General features: G+C 72.9%; 17 protein-coding genes. 11 read left to right on the top strand and 6 right to left on the bottom strand.

Going from position 1 to position 19,800, the window contains the following annotated elements; genetic code table 11:
• Window positions 1-199: 199 nt before the first annotated feature.
• Window positions 200-2,029 (bottom strand): phosphatidylglycerol lysyltransferase domain-containing protein, encoded by a 1,830-nt coding sequence (locus LZ604_RS02345; RefSeq protein ID WP_234512053.1) that lies wholly within the window; start codon window positions 2,027-2,029, stop codon window positions 200-202.
• A 206-nt stretch (window positions 2,030-2,235) separates the two neighbouring features.
• On the opposite strand from LZ604_RS02345, the gene LZ604_RS02340 reads away from it, so the two are divergent.
• Together LZ604_RS02340 and LZ604_RS02335 are read left to right on the top strand one after the other, a co-directional pair.
• Window positions 2,236-3,363: an alpha/beta hydrolase gene (locus LZ604_RS02340; RefSeq protein WP_234512050.1), complete on the top strand. Its 1,128-nt coding sequence runs from the start codon at window positions 2,236-2,238 to the stop codon at window positions 3,361-3,363.
• A gap of 362 nt (window positions 3,364-3,725) precedes the next feature.
• Window positions 3,726-5,282, top strand: coding sequence for a hypothetical protein (locus LZ604_RS02335; RefSeq protein ID WP_234512048.1), 1,557 nt, complete (start codon window positions 3,726-3,728; stop codon window positions 5,280-5,282).
• A gap of 68 nt (window positions 5,283-5,350) precedes the next feature.
• On the opposite strand, the gene LZ604_RS02330 is transcribed toward LZ604_RS02335, so the two are convergent.
• Together LZ604_RS02330 and LZ604_RS02325 are read right to left on the bottom strand one after the other, a co-directional pair.
• On the bottom strand, window positions 5,351-6,682 hold the full coding sequence (locus LZ604_RS02330) for a PH domain-containing protein (protein ID WP_234512046.1): 1,332 nt from the start codon (window positions 6,680-6,682) through the stop codon (window positions 5,351-5,353).
• Window positions 6,679-7,170 carry a PH domain-containing protein gene (locus tag LZ604_RS02325; RefSeq protein WP_234512044.1) on the bottom strand — a complete coding sequence of 164 codons (492 nt, stop codon included), beginning with the start codon at window positions 7,168-7,170 and terminating at the stop codon, window positions 6,679-6,681. The genes LZ604_RS02330 and LZ604_RS02325 overlap by 4 nt, the downstream gene beginning before the upstream one ends.
• Window positions 7,171-7,201: 31 nt before the next feature.
• Between LZ604_RS02325 and LZ604_RS02320 the strand changes: the two genes are divergently transcribed.
• Window positions 7,202-8,353 carry an NADH-quinone oxidoreductase subunit D gene (locus LZ604_RS02320; protein ID WP_234512042.1) on the top strand — a complete coding sequence of 384 codons (1,152 nt, stop codon included), beginning with the start codon at window positions 7,202-7,204 and terminating at the stop codon, window positions 8,351-8,353.
• Here LZ604_RS02320 and LZ604_RS02315 read toward each other — a convergent pair.
• A complete protein-coding gene (locus LZ604_RS02315) occupies window positions 8,318-9,349 on the bottom strand; it encodes an SAM-dependent methyltransferase (RefSeq protein WP_234512040.1) in 1,032 nt (343 codons plus the stop codon). The genes LZ604_RS02320 and LZ604_RS02315 overlap by 36 nt on opposite strands.
• A 226-nt stretch (window positions 9,350-9,575) precedes the next feature.
• On the opposite strand from LZ604_RS02315, the gene LZ604_RS02310 reads away from it, so the two are divergent.
• The 3 genes from LZ604_RS02310 to LZ604_RS02300 all read left to right on the top strand — a co-directional run bounded on the left by LZ604_RS02310 (window position 9,576) and on the right by LZ604_RS02300 (window position 12,205).
• Window positions 9,576-10,781: a sensor histidine kinase gene (locus tag LZ604_RS02310; RefSeq protein ID WP_234512038.1), complete on the top strand. Its 1,206-nt coding sequence runs from the start codon at window positions 9,576-9,578 to the stop codon at window positions 10,779-10,781.
• 74 nt (window positions 10,782-10,855) lie between these two features.
• On the top strand, window positions 10,856-11,527 hold the full coding sequence (locus LZ604_RS02305; protein WP_234512035.1) for a response regulator: 672 nt from the start codon (window positions 10,856-10,858) through the stop codon (window positions 11,525-11,527).
• Between the two features lie 45 nt (window positions 11,528-11,572).
• Window positions 11,573-12,205 carry an AAA family ATPase gene (locus tag LZ604_RS02300; RefSeq protein ID WP_234512033.1) on the top strand — a complete coding sequence of 211 codons (633 nt, stop codon included), beginning with the start codon at window positions 11,573-11,575 and terminating at the stop codon, window positions 12,203-12,205.
• A gap of 24 nt (window positions 12,206-12,229) precedes the next feature.
• Here LZ604_RS02300 and LZ604_RS02295 read toward each other — a convergent pair whose 3' ends face one another.
• Entirely contained in the window at window positions 12,230-13,336 is a 1,107-nt protein-coding gene (locus LZ604_RS02295; protein ID WP_234512031.1) for a DUF5937 family protein, read from the bottom strand.
• Between the two features lie 160 nt (window positions 13,337-13,496).
• On the opposite strand from LZ604_RS02295, the gene LZ604_RS02290 reads away from it, so the two are divergent.
• Window positions 13,497-13,715: a hypothetical protein gene (locus tag LZ604_RS02290; RefSeq protein ID WP_234512029.1), complete on the top strand. Its 219-nt coding sequence runs from the start codon at window positions 13,497-13,499 to the stop codon at window positions 13,713-13,715.
• 10 nt (window positions 13,716-13,725) lie between these two features.
• On the opposite strand, the gene LZ604_RS02285 is transcribed toward LZ604_RS02290, so the two are convergent.
• Window positions 13,726-14,961 carry a threonine aldolase family protein gene (locus LZ604_RS02285; protein WP_234512608.1) on the bottom strand — a complete coding sequence of 412 codons (1,236 nt, stop codon included), beginning with the start codon at window positions 14,959-14,961 and terminating at the stop codon, window positions 13,726-13,728.
• Window positions 14,962-15,164: 203 nt separating this feature from the next.
• Here LZ604_RS02285 and LZ604_RS02280 point away from each other — a divergent pair, with 203 nt between their 5' ends.
• The 4 genes from LZ604_RS02280 to nadC are packed head-to-tail and all read left to right on the top strand — an operon-like array spanning window position 15,165 to window position 19,796.
• Complete coding sequence (locus LZ604_RS02280) at window positions 15,165-16,085, top strand: Rossmann-like and DUF2520 domain-containing protein (protein WP_234512027.1); 921 nt, start codon at window positions 15,165-15,167, stop codon at window positions 16,083-16,085.
• Window positions 16,082-17,101: a pantoate--beta-alanine ligase gene (gene panC, locus LZ604_RS02275; RefSeq protein WP_234512024.1), complete on the top strand. Its 1,020-nt coding sequence runs from the start codon at window positions 16,082-16,084 to the stop codon at window positions 17,099-17,101. The genes LZ604_RS02280 and panC overlap by 4 nt, the downstream gene beginning before the upstream one ends.
• Window positions 17,098-18,813, top strand: coding sequence for an L-aspartate oxidase (locus LZ604_RS02270; RefSeq protein WP_234512022.1), 1,716 nt, complete (start codon window positions 17,098-17,100; stop codon window positions 18,811-18,813). The genes panC and LZ604_RS02270 overlap by 4 nt, the downstream gene beginning before the upstream one ends.
• A 5-nt stretch (window positions 18,814-18,818) precedes the next feature.
• Window positions 18,819-19,796 carry a carboxylating nicotinate-nucleotide diphosphorylase gene (nadC, locus tag LZ604_RS02265; protein WP_234512020.1) on the top strand — a complete coding sequence of 326 codons (978 nt, stop codon included), beginning with the start codon at window positions 18,819-18,821 and terminating at the stop codon, window positions 19,794-19,796.
• Window positions 19,797-19,800 lie beyond the last annotated feature (4 nt).

The following is a 19,800-nucleotide window of genomic DNA, read 5'->3' as shown; positions in this document are numbered from 1 at the left end:
GCCCCCCATGGCTCCGCCTCCGGCTCGCGGGGGCACGACGGCCCCATGTGTGTGGTGGGGCAGACGGGGTACCTGCGGAACGGCCCGATGGGGTGGGTGGGCCGGGCGAGGGTTCGCGGGCTGGGCGGGCCGGGAACCCTCGCCCGGCGTGTTGCCGGGGCCGGCGGGCCGGTCCTCGTCCGACGGGCTCGGGCCCGGCTCAGGCGGCCCGGACCCCGCGCTCCGCCACCGTGTGGGCGCACGGCCGCCGGACCGGAGCCGAGCGGCGCAGCAAGCGGGGCAGCGCCAGGTTCACGAACCCCTCCGCCTGCATCGCGGCCAGACCGATGCGCGGCAGGTCGCGGGAGGACGCGTACACCACGAAGCGCGGCTCCCAGCGCGGCTGGAACTTCGCGTTGAACTTGTACAGGGACTCGATCTGGAACCAGCGGGAGAGGAAGACCAGCAGTCCCCGCCACGCCCGCAGCACCGGTCCCGCGCCGATCTTCTCGCCGCGGGCCAGCGCCGAGCGGAACATCGCGAAGTTCAGGGAGACGCGCGCGATCCCGAGCCTCGGGGCGGCCTGGAGGGCGGCCACGATCAGCAGTTCGTTCATGCCCGGGTCGGCCGAGCGGTCGCGGCGCATCAGATCCAGCGAGACGCCGTCCGAGCCCCACGGGACGAAGTGCAGGATCGCCTTCAGGTCGCCGTACGGGCCCTGCGCGGCGTCCGGTTTGTGGGCCGTGGCGATCAGGCAGTCTCCGTCGGAGGGATCGCCGATGCGGCCCAGGGCCATCGAGAAGCCGCGCTCGGTGTCCGTGCCCCGCCAGTCCTCGGCCGCGCGCCGTATCCGCTCCAGCTCGCCCTCGCTCAGGTCACGGATGCGCCGCACCCGGGTTTCGTAGCCCGCCCGCTCGATGCGCTTCACCATCTGGCGCACGTTGCGCATCGCACGCCCGGTGAGCGAGAAATCCTTGACGTCCACCACCGCCTCGTCACCCAACTCGAGGGCGTCCAGGCCGGTTTCGCGGGTCCAGACCTCGCCGCCCGTCTCCGAGCAGCCCATGACCGCGGGGGTCCAGGAATGGGCCTTGGCCTCGTCCATGAACCGCTCGATGGCGCCGGGCCATGCCTCCACGTCGCCGATCGGGTCACCGCTGGCCAGCATCACGCCCGAGACCACGCGGTAGGTGACCGCGGCCTTTCCGCTCGGCGAGAAGACGACCGCCTTGTCGCGGCGGAGCGCGAAGTGGCCGAGCGAGTCGCGGGTGCCGTGCCTCTCCAGCAGGGCACGCAGCCGGGCCTCGTCCTCCTCGGTGAGCCGGGCGGCGGGGTGTTCGGGGCGGAAGGCGAGGTAGATCGTGGTGACCGCGGTCAGCAGGCCGAGCGCGCCGAGGGAGAAGCCCACCGTCCATGAGGTGTCGCCGGTGTAGTCGACCGGGCCCTCGAAGCCGAACAGGCCGTACAGGACGTGCTCGATGCGGTCGGACACGCTGGGGTCGCCGACCATACGGTTCGTGTGGACGCTGACGATGACCAGGCCGAGGCCCAGGGAACCGGCGCCCATGAGCACGAAGTTGGCGAGCGCCCGCCAGCGGCTGCGCGGATCGGGCAGGGCCGCGAACTCGTCGCGGTGGCGCAGCAGCGGAAGCAGCAGCGCAGCCGACAGAAGGACGCCGATGACGGAGTGGCGGTAGACGAACTGCGCAACGGCGCCCGCCGGCAGGAGGATCACGGCCGCTCGCCATGCCCTGCGCTTGCGCCGCCGCAGCCCGTGCGCGAGGAGCAGCAGGAGGACACCGGCGCTCAGCGACAGGGCGGCCGCGAACGGGCCGAAAGCGCCGGGCAGGACCTCGACGAGGCGGTGCATCCGGCTGTGCCGGAAGCGCGGGAAGACTCCTGCGGCGATGTCCAGGACTCCCACGAACGTGCAGGCGCCGGCCACCAGCGAAGGAACGGCCTCCGGGCGCGGGCCGCGCACTATGCGGCGAACTCCGTGGGACTGCCCCGGAACCTCGCCCGACTTTTCCCCATCTATCCTGACAGACATCGCATCCCGTAGTTCTGCGAGAGACCTTGTGCCCGGTGCCTATTGGTGCATCCGGCGACATTGCGCCCTCTAGGACGGTGTCGAGGGGAGAGAGGTTCACTCCCCATCACAAAGCCGGTTCAAAGGCGAAGGAAAGTCCGGGGCAAGCCCTCGCGAAAGCGCGGGGGCTCCCCGTGGGTCGGAAAGCGCAGGCAGGAAAAGAGCCCATGGGTCTCACGAGCAACAAAGTGCTGGTGCTGGCGGTCATGCTGGCCGTGCTGCTGTTCGTCGGCACGGTCTGGCACTGGCCACGGCTGGCGCGGCGCACCTGGCGGGCCGTCGGCGGACGGGTCGGCCTGCTGTTCGCCACCCAGCTCGCGGTCTTCGCGTCGATCGGGCTCGCCACCAACCAGGCCTTCGGGTTCTATGCCAGTTGGGCCGACCTGTTCGGCCAGGAGAGCACACAGGGTGTGGTCGTCAACCACGGTACGGGGGGTTCGAGCGGGGGCCCTCTCCAGGTGGTCGGCACCCGCCAGGTGAATGTGCAAGATGGTGCGCAGCCCCAGATCGGCGGTCAGATCCAGAAGGTCGACATCGCGGGGCCCACCACCCGTGTCGCCTCGCCCGCGTACGTGTATCTGCCGCCGGAGTACTTCCAGCCGCAGTACCGCACGCGGAGGTTCCCCGCGGCCGTCGTCCTCACCGGATACCCGGGGACCGCCGAGGCGCTCATCAAGGGGCTGCACTACCCGCAGACGGCGCACCGACTGGCCAAGAACGGCACGATGCAGCCGATGATCCTGGTGATGCTGCGGCCGACCGTGGCGCCGCCGCGGGACACGGAGTGCGTGGACATTCCGGGCGGCCCGCAGACCGAGACGTTCTTCGCGAAGGACCTTCCCGAGGCGGTCGGGGCGCACTACCGGGTGGGCAGGGGACCGGGCAGCTGGGGAGTCATAGGCGATTCGACGGGCGGCTACTGCGCGTTGAAGCTGGCGATGCACCATCCGGAGGTGTACGCCGCCGGGGTGGGACTGTCGCCGTACTACAAGGCGCCGATCGACCCGACCACGGGCGACCTCTTCCACGGCGACAAGAACCTGCGCAACCGCGCCGACCTGTGGTGGTGCCTCAAGCACCTGCCGGCCCCGGACACTTCACTGCTGGTCAGCAGCAGCAGGCAGGGCGAGGGCAACTACCGGTCCACGCTCAAGTTCATACAGCAGGTGCAGGCCAGGAAACCGACCCGGATCTCGTCGATCATCCTCGACAGCGGGGGCCACAACTTCAACACGTGGCGAAGGGAGATCCCGGCGGCACTCCAGTGGATCAGCGGCCGGCTCACGGACCGCTGAGCGGACGAATGCACACCGGTGTCGCCCCTGGACGGTACGGAATTCACCGGGGGGTATGTCCTCATGTCGTTTTCGGGCCGGGGGGCCGGGCCGGAAGGCCGTGATCCCACCCGGAGAAATGATCTTGAATGGAGGGTGGCGGCTGCCACAGGCGCCGTGCGGCCTGCGGCAAGGGGCCGACGGGAGGGGCGCCGTCGGCCCCCGGTTCCTGTGCCGCAAGCGCGGCGGAAGGGAATGCGCGGGGTTTTGGGAGGCGTCTCTTCCGTTTCCGCTGCACCCCGGGCCGTGTGAAGGTGCCGGAGTGGCCGTGTTTTTACCGTGCGGGGCTCCATCATTCGCCTACGCGCGGTAAGTTTCTGGCCATGCCACGTGGACGTCACCGCCATTCTCCGCCCTTGCACAGGCTGCTGCCCTCTTCGGTGATCGCCGGCGTCTCGGTCGTCTGCGCCGTGGGGCCCTGGCTGTTCACGGAGCCACTGGTGCTCCGCGGGCTGGCCGCGGGTGCCGCGTTGACGACGATCCTGGGCGCGGTGGTCATGCGCCGCTGGGACGTGGCCGCGGGCAAACACGTCGCGGACCTCACGCGCGCGCGGGCGAGCGACGAGTGGCGCCACGAGGAGCGGGTCGCCGAGCTGGAGACCGATCTGGAGGAGTCGCGCGAGCTGCGCACGAAGCTGGAACAGAACCTGCGCGCCAAGCGCACGGAACTGGCGAAGCTGCGCAACGAGCACGCGGCCCTGCTGCGGCGGTACGCCACGGCGGAGACGGAGCGCGCGACCGCCCTGGAGGGCCGCCGTCTGCTCGCCATAGAGTCGGCGGTCCCGGCGCGGGCGCTGCCGGCCGCCGGGTCCGGTGCGCCGGACGATCAGGAGACGCCGGGGGACCAAGGGACGCCGGAGGACCTGGACCAGGGGACGCCGGAGGACCTGGACCAGGGGACGCCGGAGGACATGGGGACGCCGGACACCACGTCCGAGGCGACGGCTCCCGGGGTGTTCTCTCCGGCCGGATCCGCGCTCTTCCTGAAGGCCGGCTCGGCGATGGCGCGACTGGTCAAGGACGAAGCCGACCCGGCATCCCAGGACGCCGCGGCGAAGGGCGACACCGAGGAAGCGACTGCCGTACCGGCGCAGAACGGCGATGTAGCGCGGGACGGTGATGCGGCGCAGGACGGCGACACGGCGCAGGCGGCCGCGGAGGACGGCGGCGAGACGGCCGCCGCGGACGGCAGCGAGACGGCCGCCGAATCCGCGGAGGCGACCGACTCCGCCGAGGAAGGCGACAGCGACGGGTCCGCCGACGCGGAACGGGCCACGGACGCCGGCGAGCGGCCCGCGCCTTCCGCGCCGCCCATGACTCCCGTGCCGTCCGCGCTTTCCGAGCTTGTCGCGACCCAGGCGAAGACCTCCCCGAAGCACACTCCCCCGGAGGGCGGTGGCCCCGGCAAGGGCGGCGGCAGGAAGGAGCGCTCCGCGGAGGCCGACGCCGGACGGGGACGCTCCGGCGAGGAGGCCGAGGCCGAGGGGCACTCCGAGGCGGTCGCCGGGCGGGAGCACGAGGCCGCCCCGACCGCTCAGCAGTCCCAGCCGGCCGCCACCAGGCCGGCCCACGGCACCGGGCACTTCACCGTGCCTACCGCCGTGGCCGTCGTACCGGCGGCCCCGCCGCGCCGCCCGGCCGCGGAGGGCGGTTTCGACTTCTTCGGCACCAAGTCGGGGGAGGCTCTCGCGTCCGTGCACAACGAGGACCTCGCGGACGTCGTCGGCCAGGAGGCCCTCGCGATGCACAAGGCGGAGGCCGAGTCCGGCTTCAAGCCCGCGGACCCGCAGGCGCGTGGCGTCGGCCAGATCATCGATCTGACGGCCCACGACGAGACGGAACAGATCGACGTCCAGGGGCTGCGCACCGCGGCATCCTGAGCACGGCATGGGTGAGGGGCGGAGGCACACCGGGTGCCGCCGCCCCTCATGCGTTGCGCACCCGTCCCCTACGAGGCCATCCACCGGTCCGGCCGGGCGTCCCGCCGCCCCGTGCGCGACCGGTCCGCCTGCGCGTACAGCAGTGCCGCCGCCTCCTCGGCGTCCCGCAGCCGGGCCTGCACCGTCTTGCCGGCGCCGTTGTCCACATGGACGTCGGCGACCCTCCTGAACCGCTCCCACGGCCCCTGCGTCAGCCGTACGCTCTGCACCTTCGCATGTGGGACGAGGGACACCGTCCGGCGCAGCAGGCCGTGCCGCGTGGCGAAGACCGCGCCGGTGACGGCCAGTCCGTGGCCGCGCCACCACAGCGGCAGGCACCAGCCCGCGCGGCGCGGCGGCCGTGACAGGGCCGCGGGGACCGTCACCCCGGGCAGCACCCGTGCGATCACGGACTCGGCGAGCGCACGGGGAGCGACCGGAACCAGCACCGAGTTGGAGGAGCCCGCCACATCCAGCTCCACCCGCACCCAGCCGAGCCGCCGCCACAGCAGCGGCTCCACGATCCGTACGGTCTGCACCCGCCCCGGCGGCACCGTCTCGTGCGCCCGGTCGAGCAGCCCGTGGTCGATCCGGAGCCCGTCCGGCGACTCGCCGACCGTCCAGTCGTAAGCGCGGACGAACCGTCCCGCGCTCCTCGTGGCCGCCCCGCCCACCAGCGGCACCCCGGCCACGAGCACCGACCAGACGCTGTGCGTGCCGAACCACACCAGCGTCGGTACGACGAGGGCGCCGAGCAGCGAACCCCAGGTGGTGCCGATCAGCAGGACGGAGATGGCGAGCATGCCCGGCGGCACGTGCAGCAGCCGCCGCATCGGTGCCTCACCGACCTCGTGTGCCGTCTCGGGCGCGAAACCGGCCGCGCGCGCCAGAAGTTCCGCGCGCAGGGCGCGGGCCTCGCTCTCGCCCAGATAGGCGAGTTCGTCCTTGTCGTCGGTTCCTATGGCGTCGAGCTTCAGTTTGGCGACGCCCGCGATCCGGGCCGGCAGCGGCTGGGTGACGTCGACGGCCTGGATCCGGTCCAGGCGGATGTGCGCGGTGCGGCGGAACAACAGGCCCGTCCGGATGCGCAGTTCGGTGTCGGTCACCGCGAACGAGGTGAACCGCCAGCTGAGGAAGCCGTACAGCGAAGCGGCCGCTACAAGGGCCGCGAGTACCGCGAGGAGTGTGCTCGCGGTCACTCTCGTCAGCTGCTGCTGGGCCTGGCCGGGGTCGTGCGCGGCCCAGCCGGCGATCACGGTGAACGGCGCCCAGGCGCGCCGCAGGGGCGTGACCGGGTGCAGCCGCCGCTCGGCGGCCTTGTGTCCCGCCGGTATGGCGGGCGGGGCTTCGGGCGCGCTCACAGCCCCGCCGATCGGGCCTCGCCCAGCTCGGTCAGCCGGTCCCGCAGCCGTTCCGCCTCGGCCGGGTCCACGCCCGGAATGGTGGCGTCCGTAGCCGCGGCCGCGGTGTGCAGCTGGACGCTCGCCAGACCGAAGCGGCGTGCCACGGGCCCGGAGGCGACCTCGATGAGCTGCATCCGCCCGTACGGCACCACGGTCTGCTCCCGCCACAGCACGCCCCGGCTGATCAGCAGGTCGTCGGCGCGCTCGGCGTACCGCCAGGAGCGCCAGTTGCGGCCGAGCAGCACCCAGCCCCAGCCCAGGGCGGCCAGCGGCAGCAACGCGAACAGGGCCCACACGGGCCCGGCGAGCAGAGCGAGGAGCAGCCCGCCGACGAGGGCCGCCAGCCCCAGCCACACCACAAGCAGCAATCGCCGCATCCGCAGCAGCCCCGGCGGCAGGCCTCTCCAGACCGGTTCGCCGTCCCTCCCCGCACTCCCCGTTTCCATGCCGCAAGCCTACGTAAGAGAGACTGTGTCCATGACTCCTACGACGGAGACCATGGTCGGGATCGGCGGTGCCGCGGAGAGCACCGACATGGTGCTCAACATCGGGCCACAGCACCCGTCCACGCACGGCGTGCTGCGGCTGAGGCTCGTGCTGGACGGCGAGCGGATCAGGCACGCGGAGCCGGTCATCGGCTATATGCACCGCGGCGCGGAAAAGCTGTTCGAGGCTCGCGACTACCGCCAGATCATCATGCTGGCCAACCGCCACGACTGGCTCTCCGCCTTCTCGAACGAGCTGGGCGTGGTGCTCGCCGTGGAGCGGATGCTCGGCATGGAGGTTCCCGAGCGGGCGGTGTGGATGCGCACGCTCCTCGCCGAGCTGAACCGGGTCCTCAACCATCTGATGTTCCTCGGCTCCTACCCGCTGGAGCTGGGCGGCATCACGCCGGTGTTCTACGCCTTCCAGGAGCGCGAGGAACTCCAGAACGTCATGGAGGAGATCTCCGGCGGGCGCATGCACTACATGTTCAACCGGGTCGGGGGACTCAAGGAGGACCTCCCGGCCGGCTGGACGGCACGCGCGCGTACCGCCGTGCGGGACGTGCGCTCCCGTATGGACCGGTTCGACGACCTGGTGCTCGGCAACGAGATCTTCCGGGGACGCACCAGGGGTGTGGGCGTCCTCGCGCCCGGGACGGTGCACGCCTACGGCGTGAGCGGCCCGATCGCGCGCGCCTCCGGTGTCGACTTCGACCTGCGCCGGGACGAGCCGTACCTGGCCTACGGGGAACTCCAGGACACGCTGAAGGTGGTCACCCGGCAGGAGGGCGACTGCCTCGCGCGCTTCGAGTGCCTCCTGGACCAGACGCACAACGCGCTCGATCTGGCCGACGCCTGCCTGGACCGGCTGGCCGAGCTGCCGCCCGGGCCGGTCAACCAGCGCCTGCCGAAGGTGCTCAAGGCGCCCGAGGGCCATACGTACGCCTGGACCGAGAACCCACTCGGCATCAACGGTTACTACCTCGTCAGCAAGGGCGACAAGACCCCGTACCGGCTCAAGCTGCGCTCGGCCTCGTACAACAACATCCAGGCGCTGACCGAGCTGCTGCCGGGGACGCTGGTCGCGGACATGGTGGCGATCCTGGGGTCACTGTTCTTCGTGGTCGGGGACATCGACAAGTAGTCCCCCGAGCGAGGCCCGCGCGATCCCCACGGGCTGGAGCAGCCAGCCGAAGTCGCCGAGGCCGCCGGGCGCGGTCAGGTCGGCGGCGGCCCCGGCCTGCGCGAGGGCGCGTACGTAGGCCGTGGGGTCCGTGGACGCCAGCGCCAGCGGCGGGCGTGCGCCGGTGACCCCGAGCGTGCGCAGGGCGGCGCGCTGGGTGAGCAGGCGCGCCCCAGGGAGGGCGCACGCGTCCAGCGCCACATGCGCGGTGATGTCGCAGGTGCCGTCCGGTACCGGGGCGACCTCCCGGCCCGCGCGGAAACCGGTGAGCGTCCCGAAGGGCGGCCGGGCCTCCGCGCCGTGGGCGTAGTCGACGGCGACGGCGAGTCCGCGGTCCACGGTGGCGACGGCCGCGGCCCAGGCGATGTCCCTGGTCAGGCCGATCTCGGCGCGGCGGCCCTCGGCCGGTAGCGGCCACCAGCGCTCCAGCCACTCCGCCTCCGCGCCGGCGACGGGCTCCCCGAGGCGCTCACCGCCGTCCGGGCGCACCAGGACCAGGCGGGGTACGCCGTCGGAGCCGGCCTCCGCGACCTCGACCGGCACGTTGTCCAGCCACTCGTTCGCGAACAGCAGTCCCGTGATGCCCTGCGGGGGCTCACCGAGCCACTCGACCCGGGCATCGAGCCCCTCGGGACGGCCGGCGATCTCGACGGCGTACGCGCGCGTACGGGCGGCCACACCCGCGGGCAGCGCGTCGAGGACACCGCCGGCCAGTTCCCCCCGGCCGGCCGCCATGTCCACGAACGCCAGCTCGGCCGGGTTGCCCAGGGCCTCGTCGACGGCGCACAGCAGCCGGGCGACGGCGAGGGCGAAGAGCGGGGAGGCGTGCACCGACGTACGGAAATGTCCCGCGGGTCCCTCGGGCCGCCGGTAGAACCCGTGTGCCCCGTACAGCGCCTCCTCGGCCGCCGCCCGCCAGCCCCGCCACTCGCACTCGTCGTCCACCTGCCGTGCCACGGGCCCAGGCTAGGCGGGGGCAGGCCGCACGGCTTCCCCGGGGCTCCGGCTTTCCCACGGCCTCCGACTTCCCCACGGCCTCCGGCGCCCCCAGGCTCCGGCGTCCCCCGGCACGCCCTAGCCGTACGGGATCACGGAGTATCCACCTTGCGGAGTACACGTGTCCGCTCCGGATCGATCCTCCGGTTGACCCCCGCACACGCAGCACTTCCCTACGCTGGGTTACGTGCAGCGCCTCTATGACTTTCTCCGCAGGCACCCCACGGGGGTCGACAGCTTCTGGGCCGTCGTCCTGTTCGGGCTGTCCTGCGTGAGCGTGACCAACCTCGTCGGGGCGCGGAACTACCACGGAACGATCCCCGCGGGCCTCGCGATCTCCGCCGTCCTGAGCGTGGTCGTCGCGCTGCGCCGTCGCATGCCCGAGAAGATGCTGCTGCTGGCCCTGGTGATGGGGCTGGCGCAGCTGGTCCTGGACCAGCAGTCGATGATCGCCGACTTCGCCATGCTGGTGATCATCTACACGGTCGCCGCGGACGGCGCCCGCTGGGCCTCCCGGACCGGCCTCATCGGGGGCCTGTGCGCCGGCCCCCTGGCCCTGATCCGCTGGCCGGACCCCCACGCGAGCGCGCTCGGGAACGTCGCCGTCGCGGTCTTCCAGACCGTCCCCTTCGCTCTCGCCTGGGTTCTCGGCGACTCCCTGCGCACCCGTCGCGCCTACCTCGCCGAGCTGGAGGAGCGCGCCGCCCGGCTGGAGAAGGAGCGCGAGGCGCAGGCGAAGGTCGCGGTGGCGGCCGAGCGTGCCCGTATCGCCCGTGAGCTGCACGACGTGGTGGCCCACAACGTCTCGGTGATGGTGGTGCAGGCCGACGGGGCGGCCTATGTCCTCGACGCCGCGCCCGATCAGGCCAAGAAGGCCCTGGAGACGATCTCCGGAACCGGCCGGCAGGCCCTCGCCGAGATGCGCCGTCTGCTCGGCGTACTGCGCACCGGTGAGCACAAGGAGGCCGGCGAGTATGTGCCGCAGCCCGATGTCGAACAGATCGACGAGCTGGTCGAGCAGTGCCGGAGTGCGGGCCTGCCCGTCGACTTCAAGGTGGAGGGCACTCCGCGCCCGCTGCCCAGCGGCGTCGAGCTGACGGCGTACCGCATCGTCCAGGAGGCGCTCACCAACACCCGCAAGCACGGGGGCCCCAACGCGGGCGCGAGCGTGCGCCTGGTGTACTTCGACGACGGCCTCGGACTGCTGGTGGAGGACGACGGCAAGGGCGCCCCGCACGAGCTGTACGAGGACGGCGGGCTCGACGGCAGGGGTCACGGACTGATCGGCATGCGGGAACGCGTCGGCATGGTGGGCGGCACCCTGGACGCGGGCCCCCGCCCCGGAGGAGGCTTCCGCATCAGTGCCCTGCTGCCGCTGAAACCGGCCCACTGACCCCTGCGCCCCGACCGCACGCCCGCGACACCGACCAAGCCCACCGACCCCAGGCCGACCGGAGGACCCCCGCCATGCCGATCCGCGTGATGCTCGTCGACGACCAGGTGCTGCTGCGCACCGGGTTCCGGATGGTGCTCGCCGCCCAGCCGGACATGGAGGTCGTCGCGGAGGCGGGCGACGGCGTCGAGGCTCTGCAGGTGCTGCGCTCCACCGAGGTCGACGTGGTCCTCATGGACGTCCGCATGCCGAAGCTGGACGGCGTGGAGACCACCCGCCGCATCTGCTCGGAGCCGGACGCCCCCAAGGTGCTGATCCTGACCACCTTCGACCTCGACGAGTACGCGTTCTCCGGGCTGAAGGCAGGTGCCTCCGGCTTCATGCTGAAGGACGTGCCGCCCGGCGAGCTGCCCGCCGCCATCCGCTCCGTGCACAGCGGCGACGCCGTGGTCGCGCCCTCCACCACGCGCCGCCTCCTCGACCGGTTCGCGCCGATGCTGCCGGGCGGCGCCGCGGAGCCCCGGCACAAGGAGCTGGAGCGGCTCACCGACCGCGAGCGCGAGGTGATGGTGCTGGTCGCGCAGGGTCTGTCCAACGGAGAGATCGCGGCCCGGCTCGTACTGTCCGAGGCGACCGTGAAGACCCATGTCGGCCGCATCCTGACCAAGCTGGGCCTGCGGGACCGGGTACAGGTGGTCGTGCTCGCCTACGAGACCGGTCTGGTCCGTGCGGGCGGCCACGGCTGAGTCAACCCACGCCCCCCTGGGTGACCGTCCCGCTAGGGTCTGCGCATGCTCCTGTGGATCAACGGCCCCTTCGGGGGCGGCAAGACACAGACCGCGCACGAGATCCAGCGGCGTCTGCCGGGCAGCGTCATCTGTGATCCGGAACACGCCGGCTTCGGACTGCACCGCATGCTGCCTCCCGCGCTGCGCGGCGACTTCCAGGACCTGGTGTCCTGGCGGCGGGGCGTGGTCGAGGTCCTCGACCTGGCGCTGAGCAAGCACGACGGTGTGGTGATCGCGCCGATGACCGTCACCGACTCGGGGTACTTCACGGAGACGGTCGGCCGTCTGCGTGAAATGGGCCATGACATACGGCACTTCGCGCTGCTCGCCGAGCGCGAGACCGTTCTGGAGCGGCTGCGAGGGCGTGGCTTCGGACATCTTCTGCAGTACGTCGCCGGGAAGGACGCCCCGCTGCGCAGGGAGAGCTGGGCCGTCCAGCAGCTCGACCACTGTCTGGAGCGGCTGCGCGAGCCGGAGTTCGCCGAGCACCTGTGGACGGACCACTCGACGGTGCCGAAGACGGCGGACCGGATCGCCGTGCTCGCCGGGCTGACGCTGCTGCCCAACGGCGAGGGCGCCCTGCGGAACCGGCTGCGGCAGGTCAGGGTCGAGCTGAAGCACATCCGGTTCGACTGACGGGCGCCTCCCCTGCGGCGTCCGCTACCGGAGTATCCCTTCCAGGAAGTCGCTGCCCAGCCGGGCCACCGCGGTCACCTCCAGCTTGTGCAGGACGTACCGGCCGCGGCGGCGGGTCGTGATCAGACCCGCCTTCTTCAGGGCGCTCAGGTGCCGGGATATCTCGGGCGCCGTCATCCCGTGGGCGTGGGCCAGCTCGCCCGTGGTGAACGCGCTGCGGGCGAGGCTGCGGCACAGGCGCATGCGCACCGGATGGGAGAGGGCGGCCATGCGCAGGGTCAGCTGCTCCAGCGACGGGGGCGCCGCCATCTCCGGGGAGCTGATGGGGTAGTGCAGCACGGGCTGCCAGCCGTACCGGTGCAGGACCATCAGATGCGGCCGGCCCAGGCTGGTCGGGACGAGCAGCAGACCGCCGCCCGCCGTGGCCGTGCGGCCCTCGCCGAGCTTGTCCACGGTGATCCGGGCCGCGGCGTCGTCGAGCGTCAGAGCCGGCGACACCGACGCCAGCGCCTCGGCCAGGCCCTTGTGCCGCAGAAGGTCCGTCTTGTGGCGGGCGTCCGCCGCCAGCTGGTGGCGCAGCCGGGACCAGGTGTCCGCGAAGAACGCCGCGTCGCAGTCCTCCAGGAACTGCCGCAGCCAGGCCCGGGTGCGCGGCGGGTCGGCCAGCAGCCGCTCGCTGAACAGCAGGCTCTGCGGCCCTCGGGCGGCGGCCAGCTCCAGGGCGCGCCGACGGGCTTCCGCGTCGGTGAGCGCGGCGGGGCCCGGCTCGCTGTACGGCAGCGCGCAGGTGAACTCCAGTGCCGCGTCCACGAACTGCTCGTCACTCAGCTTGTCCAGCAGGTCCAGTTCCTCGGCGAGGGTGGCGCCGGGGAGCGTGCTCCCGCCCGGTATGCCCGCGTACGGCTGGAAGAGGTCCGAGAACGTCGTACGCCACAGGAAGTCGGCCTCGCACATCCGGTCCGCGAGGTGCGGGTCCAGGCCGCAGGTCACGGTGGTCGCCCAGCCCTGGAGCCCGGGGTGGTGGCCGGGCTCGGACAGCGCGTGCAGGGCCATCCCGAGCTCGGCCAGCGGGGATGCCACAACGGCGATCTGTTCCTGCCGCAGCCCGGTGATGTCGATGCGCACGCTCATGACCTCATGGTGCACCGCGCCACCGACAACCCGGCCGTCGTTTGACGGCGGTCGTCAATCGACGCGACAGGGGTGGCGGGCCGGGCACAGCCTGGGACGAGCCGGGGCAGCCGCGGAGCCTACGGATCCCTGTCTCCACGTCCCGAAGAGGCGATTTCCCATGAGCATCACCCAGCAGTACCTCCTCGACACCTACCGCGCCCGCCGGCTGGGCGAGCCCGCCCCGCCCGCCCCGGGCTCCCACGACTGGCAGCTGGTGCGCGAACTGGGCGACTACCAGGCCTTCCGCGCCGTGGTGGCGGGCCGCCCGGCACGCGGACGGCTGCGGGCGGCCCTGTCCCGCCGCCTCTCCGCGCGCCGCCCGCGCCCCGGCTGCTGACCGCAGCTCCCTATCCGGGCGGACGAGGGCCGCCCAGGTCCCCGGCCTCCGGCAGGCGCGCCACGAACTCCGTCACCGCCGCCCTCACATCGTCCGCCGTCCACGCCAGCCCGTCGGCCCGTACACAGACCTCGGTGAAGGCCAGGCCCGGGCCGCCGTGCTGCCAGGGGTTCGCGAACAGCAGGGTCCCCGTCTCCTCGCCCTGCCGGAGCGCGGCCTCCGTGAGCACGTCGGCGTCGTACGGCAGCCAGAGCCGGAAATCGTGGGTGTGCGGCTCGGCTGGGTGCACACGCGTCCAGGGCAGACCGGCCACCGCGAACCCCTCGCGCAGCGCGGCGGCGACCACACGCGCGTGACGCACGTATTCCGGCAGCCGGGGCAGGTGCCGTTCCAGGCCGGCGAGGGCCGCCAGCGCCGTCGGGAACTGCTGGAAGACCATGCCGCCGTAGCGGTGGCGCCAGGCCTTGGCCTCCTCGACGAGTGTCCCGGGGCCGGCGAGCGCCGCGCCGCCGTACCCGTCGAGCGACTTGTAGAACGACACGTAGACGCTGTCCGCGAGGTCCGCGATCTCGTTCAGCGGGCGACCGAAGTGGACAGTGGTCTCCCACAGGCGCGCACCGTCGAAGTGCACCACCGCGTCGCGTTCGTGCGCGGCCTGGACGACCTCGGCCAGCTCCTCGAAGGAGGGCAGCACAAAACCGGCGTCCCTGAGGGGCAGTTCCAGCATCAGCGCTCCGAAGGGCTCCTCGAAGCCGCGTACCTCGTCGGCGGTCGGCAGCCGGGGCTCCCTCGTGATGTGCACCGGGCGCAACCCGCCGACCTCGCTGAACGCCTTCCGCTCGTGTACCTCCGGATGGGCGAGCGGATGCAGGGCGACCGTGGGGCTGCCGGTGCGGCCCGCCCAGCAGCGCAGAGCCACCTGCTGGGCCATCGTTCCGGTGGGGAAGAAGGCGGCGGCCTCGGTGCCGAGCAGTCCGGCGACCCTCTCCTCCAGCGCCTCGACCACGCCCGTCCCGTACATGTCCACGGGCTCGTCGAGGTCGTACAGGTCCTGCACGCCGTCCAGCAGCGCCAGCCGCTCCCTGAGCGTGCCGAGGAAGCCCGGACGGGCCAGGACACGTTCCGCGCGCCGCAGCACGGCGATCCGGCGCTCCCGCCGGAACCGCGGCAGCTCGTCGGGCGACGGCGTCTGCCGCTCCCCGGCCCCCTCGCCGCAGGCCTCGGCCCCTTCCGTCGTCCGCGCCATGTCCCCCTCCGTCTTCGTCGCTGCGCTCACGCCCTGGATGATGCCGCGCGGCCGTGCCGTCCGGCACCCGCATTGCCCGCCGTCCAGAGCGTGCGGAAGCCCACAGGCTGTGGACGGCCGGCCGCCCGGCGAACCAATCGCGTTAACATGACGAGAAATCGTCCGGTACCCAGAGCGGACTGGAACGGGAAGGCCACCGTCGAGTGAGTACATTCCAGCAGCCAGACCCCAAGGACCGCCCCGCGCGGCTCACCGTGGGCGTCGTCGGAGCGGGCCGTGTCGGCCCGGCGCTCGCCGCGTCCCTGCAACTCGCCGGGCACCGCCCGGTCGCGGTCTCCGGGGTGTCCGACGCCTCCCGGCGGCGGGCGGCGCTGATGCTTCCGGACGTGCCGGTCGTCCCGCCCGCCGAGGTCCTCGACCGTGCCGACCTGGTGCTGCTGACCGTCCCCGACGACGCCCTGCCGGGCCTCGTGGAGGGCCTCGCCGAGACCGGCGCGGTACGGCCGGGGCAGCTGCTCGTGCACACCTCCGGGCGGTACGGCGCACGGGTGCTCGAGCCCGCGCTGCGGGCGGGGGCGCTGCCGCTCGCCCTGCACCCCGCCATGACCTTCACCGGCACCCCGGTGGACGTCCAGCGCCTGGCCGGCTGCTCCTTCGGGGTCACCGCGCCCGAGGAGCTGAGGCTGGCCGCCGAGGCGCTCGTGATCGAGATGGGCGGTGAGCCCGAGTGGATCGCCGAGGAGATGCGCCCGCTGTATCACGCGGCTCTCGCCCTCGGCGCGAACCACCTGGTCACCCTGGTCGCCGAGTCCATGGAGCTGCTGCGCGCGGCGGGCGTCGCGGCCCCCGACCGCATGCTCGGCCCGCTGCTCGGCGCCGCCCTGGACAACGCCCTGCGCTCCGGCGACGCGGCCCTGACCGGTCCCGTCGCGCGCGGCGACGCGGGCACGGTCGCCGCGCACGTCGCCGAGTTGCGCAAGCACGCTCCGGAGACCGTCGCCGGCTATCTGGCGATGGCCCGCGCGACCGCCGACCGCGCCCTGGCCCATGGACTGCTCAAGCCGGAGCTGGCCGAGGACCTCCTCGGGGTACTCGCCGACGGCACCGAAGGGGACGCCCGATGACCACCGCCCTGCTGCGCACCGCCGATGCACTGCACGCGCGCGGGAAGCCCGGCCGCCGTGCCGTCGTGATGACCATGGGCGCCCTGCACGAGGGCCACGCGACCCTGATCCGCGCCGCCCGCCAGATCGCCGGACCGGACGGCGAGGTCGTCGTCACCGTCTTCGTCAACCCGCTGCAGTTCGGCGAGGGCGAGGACCTGGAGCGCTATCCGCGCACCCTGGACGCGGACCTGAAGGTCGCGGCAGAGGCCGGGGCGGACGCGGTGTTCGCCCCTTCCGTGGACGAGGTCTACCCAGGCGGGGAGCCCCAGGTGCGGCTCTCCGCGGGCCCCATGGGCGAGCGCCTCGAAGGAGCCTTCCGCCCCGGCCACTTCGACGGAATGCTCACGGTCGTCGCCAAGCTGCTGCACCTCACCCGCCCCGACGTGGCTTTGTTCGGGCAGAAGGACGCACAGCAGCTCGCCCTGATCCGCCGGATGGTGCGCGACCTGAACTTCGGCGTGGAGATCGTCGGCGTGCCCACCGTGCGCGAGTCCGACGGGCTCGCCCTCTCCAGCCGCAACCGCTACCTCTCGCCCGCCGAGCGGCACACCGCGCTCGCCCTGTCCCGGGCCCTGTTCGCGGGACGCGACCGGCACGCCGCCCAGGAGGCGCTGCGCGCGCGGGCCCGTGAGGTGCCCTCCACGAACGCCCGGGCGGAGGCCCTCAGCGCGATAGGCGAGTCGCGCGCCGCCGCCGACGCGCACGCCGTGGCGAAGGCCGCGCCCGGCGGTCCCGCCGCCGTCCGCGCCGCCGCCCGGCTGGTGCTCGACGAGGCCGCCCAACTGGACCCGCCGCTGGTCCTGGACTACCTGGCCCTGGTCGATCCGTCGGACTTCACCGAGATCCCCGACGACTTCACCGGCGAGGCCGTCCTCGCCGTCGCCGCCCGGGTCGGGACGACCCGGCTGATAGACAACATCCCTCTCTCCTTCGGAGCCCCCGAGCCCGTCGACCCCCACGGAGCCGCCTCGTGACCAGCACAGGCATACGACTGCACGCGCCCGCACCGGGCTGGTCCATCTCCGCGGACGTGGTCGTCGTCGGCTCCGGCGTCGCCGGCCTCACCGCGGCCCTGCGCTGCGAGGCCGCGGGGCTGCGGACGGTCGTCGTCACCAAGGCGCGCCTCGACGACGGCTCCACCCGCTGGGCGCAGGGCGGCATCGCGGCGGCCCTCGGCGAGGGCGACACCCCGGCGCAGCACCTCGAGGACACGCTCGTGGCCGGGGCGGGCCTGTGCGACGAGGAGGCGGTGCGCATCCTGGTCACCGAGGGCCCCGACGCGGTGCGCCGGCTCATCTCCACCGGAGCGCACTTCGACACCGACGACGAGGGCGGCATCGAGCTGACCCGGGAGGGCGGCCACCACCGCCGCCGGATCGCGCACGCCGGCGGCGACGCGACCGGCGCCGAGATCTCCCGGGCGCTCGTCGAGGCCGTACGCGCGCGTGGACTGCGCACGATCGAGAACGCACTGGTCCTGGATCTGCTGACGGACGCCGAGGGCCGTACCGCGGGCGTCAGCCTGCACGTCATGGGCGAAGGCCAGCACGACGGCGTGGGCGCCGTGCACGCGCCCGCGGTGGTTCTCGCCACCGGCGGCATGGGCCAGGTCTTCTCCGCGACCACCAACCCGTCGGTGTCCACGGGCGACGGAGTGGCCCTCGCCCTGCGCGCCGGCGCCGAGGTCAGCGACCTCGAATTCGTGCAGTTCCACCCGACGGTGCTGTTCCTCGGCCCCGATGCGGAGGGCCAGCAGCCGCTCGTCTCCGAGGCGGTGCGCGGTGAGGGCGCCCACCTGGTGGACGCGGACGGGGTGCGCTTCATGGTCGGTCAGCACGAGCTGGCCGAACTGGCGCCCAGGGACATCGTCGCCAAGGGCATCATGCGCCGCATGCAGGAGCAGGACGCCGAGCACATGTTCCTCGACGCCCGGCACTTCGGCGCCGACATGTGGGAGCACCGCTTCCCGACGATCCTGGCCGCCTGCCGCGCGAACGGCATCGACCCGGTCACCGAGCCCATTCCGGTCGCCCCGGCGGCCCACTACGCCTCCGGCGGTGTGCGCACCGACTCCCGCGGCCGGACGACCGTGCCGGGCCTGTACGCGTGCGGTGAGGTCGCCTGCACGGGCGTGCACGGCGCCAACCGGCTCGCCTCGAACTCCCTCCTGGAGGGCCTGGTCTACGCCGAGCGCATCGCCGCCGACATCGCCCGGGGACGCGCGGAGAACGGACTGCACGCGCGCGTGCCCGAACCCGTCCCGCATCCCGAGAAACCCGCGCACCCGCTGCTCGCCCCGGAGGACCGGTTCACGATCCAGCGGATCATGACGGACGGCGCCGGAGTGCTCAGGTCCGCCTCCTCCCTCCAGGAGGCCGCGGACCGGCTCCAGCGGCTGCACAGCGACGCGCGCGACGCCCTCGTCGAGAACGGCAAGACCTCCGAGCCCGGTGTGGACACCTGGGAGACCACCAACCTGCTGTGCGTGGCCCGGGTCCTGGTCGCCGCGGCCCTCCTGCGCGAGGAGACCCGGGGCTGCCACTGGCGCGAGGACCACGCCGGCCGCGACGACACCGGCTGGCGCCGCCACATCGTGGTACGGCTGAATCCGGACCGGACGCTGGCCGTACGCACCACCGACACCCCAGACTTCCCCCCGACCGCCCCGCATCCCCAGGAGCAGTGACAGAAGTGAGCACCCCCGACCTTCCCCTCGCCTCGACCGGTGGCTGCGGCGACGGCTGTGCCTGCGGCGCGGACGCCGACGAGGAATACCTGGAGTGCGGGCTCGATCCCGCCCTCGCCCAGCTCCTGGCCGACGCCGGGCTCGACCCGGTGGAGGTCGAGGACATCGCCAATGTCGCCATCCAGGAGGACCTGGACCACGGCGTGGACGTGACGACGGTCGCGACGATCCCCGAGGAGGCGGTCGCGACCGGCGACTTCACCGCGCGCGAGGCCGGCGTGGTTGCGGGCCTCCGGGTCGCCGAGGCGGTCATCTCGGTGGTCTGCACGGACGAGTTCGAGGTCGAGCGCCACGTCGACGACGGCGACCGGGTGGAGGCCGGGCAGAAGCTGCTCACCGTCACCACCCGCACCCGTGACCTGCTCACCGCCGAGCGCAGCGCGCTGAACATCCTGTGCCGCCTGTCGGGCATCGCGACCGCCACACGCGCGTGGACGGACGCCCTGGACGGCACCAAGGCGCGCGTCCGCGACACCCGCAAGACGACGCCGGGCCTGCGCGCGCTGGAGAAGTTCGCGGTCCGCTGCGGCGGCGGCGTCAACCACCGGATGTCCCTGTCGGACGCGGCGCTGGTGAAGGACAACCACGTCGTGGCGGCCGGCGGTGTCGCCCAGGCCTTCGATGCGGTCCGCGAGATGTTCCCGGACGTGGCGATCGAGGTCGAGGTCGACACGCTGCACCAGCTGCGCGAGGTGGTGGACGCGGGCGCCGACCTGGTCCTCCTGGACAACTTCACGCCGGGTGAGTGCGAGGAGGCGGTCGCGATCGTCGAAGGCCGCGCCCTGCTGGAGGCGTCGGGCCGGCTGACTCTGCAGAACGCGAGGGCATACGCGGAGACGGGCGTCGACTTCCTGGCGGTCGGAGCGCTGACGCACTCCTCCCCGATCCTGGACATCGGCCTGGACCTGCGAGCGGCGGAGTAGGTAG

It is taken from the genome of Streptomyces glomeratus (genome assembly GCF_021462825.1).
In the GTDB taxonomy this organism is placed as follows: domain Bacteria; phylum Actinomycetota; class Actinomycetes; order Streptomycetales; family Streptomycetaceae; genus Streptomyces; species Streptomyces glomeratus.
Note: the sequence above shows the minus strand (reverse complement) of the source record. Positions and strands in the feature narration are given on the sequence as shown.

Excerpts from the sequence above, each read along its gene's own strand:
- LZ604_RS02345 (WP_234512053.1), bottom strand. The coding sequence starts at position 2,029 with ATGTCTGTCAGGATAGATGGGGAAAAGTCGGGCGAGGTTCCGGGGCAG.
- LZ604_RS02340 (WP_234512050.1), top strand. The coding sequence starts at position 2,236 with ATGGGTCTCACGAGCAACAAAGTGCTGGTGCTGGCGGTCATGCTGGCC.
- LZ604_RS02335 (WP_234512048.1), top strand. The coding sequence starts at position 3,726 with ATGCCACGTGGACGTCACCGCCATTCTCCGCCCTTGCACAGGCTGCTG.
- LZ604_RS02325 (WP_234512044.1), bottom strand. The coding sequence starts at position 7,170 with ATGGAAACGGGGAGTGCGGGGAGGGACGGCGAACCGGTCTGGAGAGGC.
- LZ604_RS02320 (WP_234512042.1), top strand. The coding sequence starts at position 7,202 with ATGACTCCTACGACGGAGACCATGGTCGGGATCGGCGGTGCCGCGGAG.
- LZ604_RS02305 (WP_234512035.1), top strand. The coding sequence starts at position 10,856 with ATGCCGATCCGCGTGATGCTCGTCGACGACCAGGTGCTGCTGCGCACC.
- LZ604_RS02300 (WP_234512033.1), top strand. The coding sequence starts at position 11,573 with ATGCTCCTGTGGATCAACGGCCCCTTCGGGGGCGGCAAGACACAGACC.
- LZ604_RS02295 (WP_234512031.1), bottom strand. The coding sequence starts at position 13,336 with ATGAGCGTGCGCATCGACATCACCGGGCTGCGGCAGGAACAGATCGCC.
- LZ604_RS02290 (WP_234512029.1), top strand. The coding sequence starts at position 13,497 with ATGAGCATCACCCAGCAGTACCTCCTCGACACCTACCGCGCCCGCCGG.
- LZ604_RS02285 (WP_234512608.1), bottom strand. The coding sequence starts at position 14,961 with ATGGCGCGGACGACGGAAGGGGCCGAGGCCTGCGGCGAGGGGGCCGGG.
- panC (WP_234512024.1), top strand. The coding sequence starts at position 16,082 with ATGACCACCGCCCTGCTGCGCACCGCCGATGCACTGCACGCGCGCGGG.